2 protein-coding genes are annotated in these 4,527 nt (G+C 73.6%); both read right to left on the reverse strand.

The genetic code is table 11. The features are described 5' to 3' along the window. Positions 1-1,463: condensation domain-containing protein (locus KN815_RS12630; protein ID WP_253208925.1), on the reverse strand; the 1,463-nt coding region annotated here is incomplete at its 3' end. A 156-nt stretch (positions 1,464-1,619) separates the two neighbouring features. Further along, a partial coding sequence (locus tag KN815_RS12635) for an AMP-binding protein (protein WP_216341879.1) occupies positions 1,620-4,527 on the reverse strand: 2,908 nt, incomplete at its 5' end.

The raw sequence follows: 4,527 nt of genomic DNA on the forward strand, positions 1-4,527 counted from the left end.
CCGTAGGACATCTCGGCCCCGTCCGCGACCAGGGCCACCGCCGCCGGGTCGGCCGCCACCGCGGCCTCGAACAGCTCGGGCACCGAGGTCTCCGGTGCCCCGGCGTCGGGCTCGTTCCAGTGGTCCAGGACGGTGCGCAGCAGCTCGGGCGCGAGCACTTCGGTGCGGCCCACCGGGAGGGACGGGTCCGCCTCGATCCGCTCCAGCATCCGGCAGAAGCCGTCCAGCAGGGCCCGCGCCCGCTCGGCCGGGTACAGATCGGGCCGGTAGCCCAGGCGCAGCCGCAGGGTGGGGCCGGGGGTCGGGAACAGGGTGAGCGAGTAGTGGGTGGCGTCCTGGCCGGTGATGTCGGTGATCCGCGGCCCGTCGGTCCGCTCGGTGATGCCGTCGGAGTCCAGCGGGTAGTTCTCGAAGACGACCAGGGTGTCGAAGAGTTCACCGGTGACCGGTGTGGACTCCTGTACGGCGGACAGCGGCAGATGGTGGTGGTCCAGCAGCGCGGCCTGCTGCCGCTGGACGGCCGTCAGCAGTTCGGTCCAGGGGGCGCCGTGGTCCACCCGCACCCGGACCGGCAGGGTGTTGATGAACAGCCCCACCATGGACTCCACCCCGGGGATGTCCGCCGGGCGGCCGGAGACGGTGGCGCCGAACACCACATCGGTGCGGCCGGTCAGCCGTCCGATCAGCACGCCCCAGGCGCTCTGCACCAGCGTGTTCAGGGTGACACCGGCGGAGCGGGCGAGTTCGCCGAGCCGGGCGGTGAGGTCCGCGGGCACCTCGGCGACCAGGTCCTCGGGCAGCACCTCGGCGCCGGGGCTCGCGTCGGGCACCACAAGCGTGGGCGAGTCCACCCCCGCGAGCGCCTCCTGCCAGGCCCGCCGCGCCGCGGCCTTGTCCTGCCGGGCCAGCCAGGCGAGATAGGTGCGGTAGGGGGTGACCGGCGGCAGCGTGGTGTCCTCGCCGCCCGCGCGGTAGTGCTGGAACAGCTCCTGCATCACCAGCGGGGCGGACCAGCCGTCCAGCAGGATGTGGTGGGAGGTGAGCACCAGCCAGAAGGCGTCGGCCGCGACCTTGATCATGGTGACCCGCAGCAGCGGCGGACGCTCCATGTCGAAGCTCCGCTTGCGGTCCCCGGCGGCGAACTCCCGGACCTTCGCCCGCTGCTCCTCCTCGGAGACATCGCTGAAGTCCAGCTCGGTCAGCGGGAGTTCGATATCGCGGAGGATCACCTGCATCGGCTCGCCGGTCTTGCGGCGCCGGAATCCCGCGCGCAGGCCGGCATGCCGCCGCATCAGGGTGGCCGACGCGCGGCGCACCGCCGGGGCGTCCACCGGCCCCTGGATCCGCACCGCCAACTGGACCGTGTAGACGTCGAGCGCGTCCTCGGAGTACTGCGCGTGGAAGAGCAGCCCTTCCTGGAGCGGCGACAAAGGCAGAAGGTCCTCGATACGTGTCTGCTTCACTGCACAGGCTCCCTGGGCGTCTTCGTGATGCGATGTGTGACGAGTGCGCAGTCGGATCGGCGGGGCCCTTCCCGCCCGTCGACGAGGCCCGCCGATCCGACCGTAATGGCGCTGCGGCCCGGCGAAAGCCGCAGATAAACAACTCGGAAGTGGGTGCTACTGCCAGTCGTCCAGTTCGCTCGCGAGCTGGTCCAACTCGTCCTGGCTGACGTCGATCAGATCCATGTCGGAGGGGGTGTGGCGGACGCCCTGCGGAGTGTCGGCATGGCGGGCCAGCGCCTCCAGCGCCCGGATCCACGCCTGTGCGAGGTCCCGCACCACGTCCTCCTCCAGCAGCGCCGAGGGCCACTGCCAGAGCACCGACAGCTCGGGTCCGTCCGGGCGGTCCTGGGTGGAGGCGGTGATCTCCAGCGCGTGGGCGACCGGCATGTCCGGGTCCTCGCCGCCGACGGCGCCCGCCTCGGGGGCGAGCGCCCAGTCGGCGGCCTCGGGCGTGCCCGAGGAGTCGAACCGCCCCAGGTAGTTGAACCCGATCTGCGGCTCGGCCAGGCCCCGCAGCGAGGGCGCGGTGTCCGGGTTGAGATGGCGCAGCAGGCCGTAGCCGACGCCGTTGTCGGGCACCTGGCGCAACTGCTCCTTGACCCGGGCCAGGACGTCGCCGACGGTCGCCCCGCCGCTCCACACCTGGCCCCAGTCGATCCGCCCGGGGTCCAGGAACAGCGGGTACATGCTGGTGAACCAGCCGACCGTACGGGAGAGTTCGGCGTGCCCGGCGATCTCCTCGCGGCCGTGGCCCTCCAGCGCCACCAGCAGCCCGCCGGTGGCCCCGCCGAAGCGCCGGCGGCGCCAGTCGGCCACCGCCAGGGTCAGCCCGGTGAGCAGCACATCGTTGACCGACGCGTGGTACATCTCGGGCAGCCGGGTGAGCAGGGTCCGGGTGGTGTCCGCGGGCAGCGCCAGGGTGATCGCGCGATGGGTGCGGGTGAGGTCCCTGGACGGGTCGACGGTCAGCTCGGCCAGCGGCTCCGGGGCCTGGGCGAGCCGGCCGCGCCAGCCCGGGAGTTCGGCGATCCGCTCCGGCCGTACGGCCTCCTCGGCCAGCGTCCGCGACCAGCGGCGCAAGGAGGTGCCCACCGGGTCGAGCCCGGGGGTGCGCCCGTCCCGTACCGCCTCCCAGGCCCGGGCCAGGTCCGGCAGCAGGATCCGCCAGGAGACGCCGTCCACGACGAGGTGGTGCAGCGAGAACCACAGCCTGCCGCGCTCACCGGGCCCGGCGTCGAACCAGACGAGCTGGACCATCGTGCCGTCCTCGGGGGCGAGCCTGCCCACCGCCGCGTCGCTGTGCTCGGCGAGGCGGGCGCGGCGCGCCGCGTCGTCCAGGCCGGTGAGGTCGACCCGCCGGATCAGCTCCGCGGCGCGGACCGCGCCGCGGGCCGCCACCTCCAGCGACCATTCCCCCTCGCTCCGGTTGAGCCGCGCCCGCAGCGCGTCATGGTGGTCCAGCAGCGTCTGCACGGCGGTGACCAGCCGGTCCAGGTCCAGCTCCGCGGGCGTCTGGAGCAGCATCGACTGGTGGAACCGGCCGATGGGCCCGTTCCGTTCGCTGAGCCAGTTCAGGATCGGGGTCGCGGGGATCTCCCCGATACCGGCGTCCGGGTCCTCCACCTCGGCCTCGGGGACGGTGCCCGCGGCGGCGGCGAGGGCCGCGACGCTCTGGTGGCGGAAGACGTCCTTCGGGGTGAAGACCAGACCCGCGGCACGCGCCCTGGCCACCAACTGGATCGAGACGATGCTGTCGCCGCCCAGGTAGAAGAAGCTGTCGTCGACGCCGACTTCCTCGACCCCGAGCCGCAGCACCTCCGCGACCAGCCCGCGCAGGATCTCCTCACGGGCGCCGCTCGGCGCACGGGAGGTGCCGCCCTGCTCCGGTGCGGGCAGCGCCTTGCGGTCGATCTTTCCGCTGGTGGTCAGCGGAAGCGTCGCCAGTGTCACGAACGCCGCCGGAACCATGTAGTCGGGCAGCCGTCGCGCCAGCCCGGCCCGCAGGGCGTCGAGGTCGAGGTCGCCCGCCCCGGCGGTGGGCACCACATAGGCCGTCAGCAGCCGCACCCCCGGGCGGTCCTCGCGCACGATGGTGGTGGCCTGGTGCACATCGGGGTGGTCGGAGACGGCCGCGGTGATCTCGCCCAGCTCGATCCGCAGCCCGCGCAGCTTCACCTGGTCGTCGGTGCGCCCGACGAACTCCAGCTCGCCGTCGGCGCGTCGGCGCACCAGGTCGCCGGAGCGGTACATCCGCGATCCGGGCGGCCCGAACGGGTCGGCCACATAGCGCTCGGCGGTCAGCCCGGGGCGGCCCAGATAGCCGCGGGCCAGCGAGACGCCCGCGATATGCAACTCGCCCACGCAGCCGAGCGGCACCGGGCGCAGCCGCTCGTCCAGCACATGCAGCCGGGAGTCGGCGACGGGCGCGCCGAGCGCCGGTACGGCGTCGTCGGTCAGCAGCCCGCTCATCGCCACCACACAGGTGGTCTCGGTCGGGCCGTACACATTGTGCAGCCGCACCGTGTCCCGCCACCGGCCGATCAGCTCCGGTCCGAAGGACTCACCGCCGACGACGATCTCCATGCCCTCGGGCAGCCCGCCCTCGGGCAGCGCGGACAGGGAGGCGGGGGTGATGAAGGCGTGGGTGACACCGTACTCGGCGCACAGGTCCAGATACGCCTGTCCGGCGGTGGGCCGCTCGGCCGGGACGACCACCAGCGCGCCACCCACCAGCAGGCTCATGGCCAGCTCCAGGATCGCCGCGTCGAAGCTGGCCGAGGCGAGCTGCGGCACCCGGGCGCCCGGGCCGACGCCCGCCCGCTCCACCAGCGTCGCGCACAGGTGCGCCACTCCGGCGTGGGTCACGGTCACGCCCTTGGGCCGGCCGGTCGATCCGGAGGTGTAGATGACATAGGCGGCGTGCTGGGGCGACAGGGCGACGGCGGGCACGGCCGCGTCGGGCGCGTCGGCCGCGTCGGCCCCGTCGGCCCCGTCCAGCGCGTCGGCCGCGTCCAGCGTGTCG

This window comes from Streptomyces niphimycinicus (genome assembly GCF_018883605.1).
Lineage (GTDB): Bacteria > Actinomycetota > Actinomycetes > Streptomycetales > Streptomycetaceae > Streptomyces > Streptomyces niphimycinicus.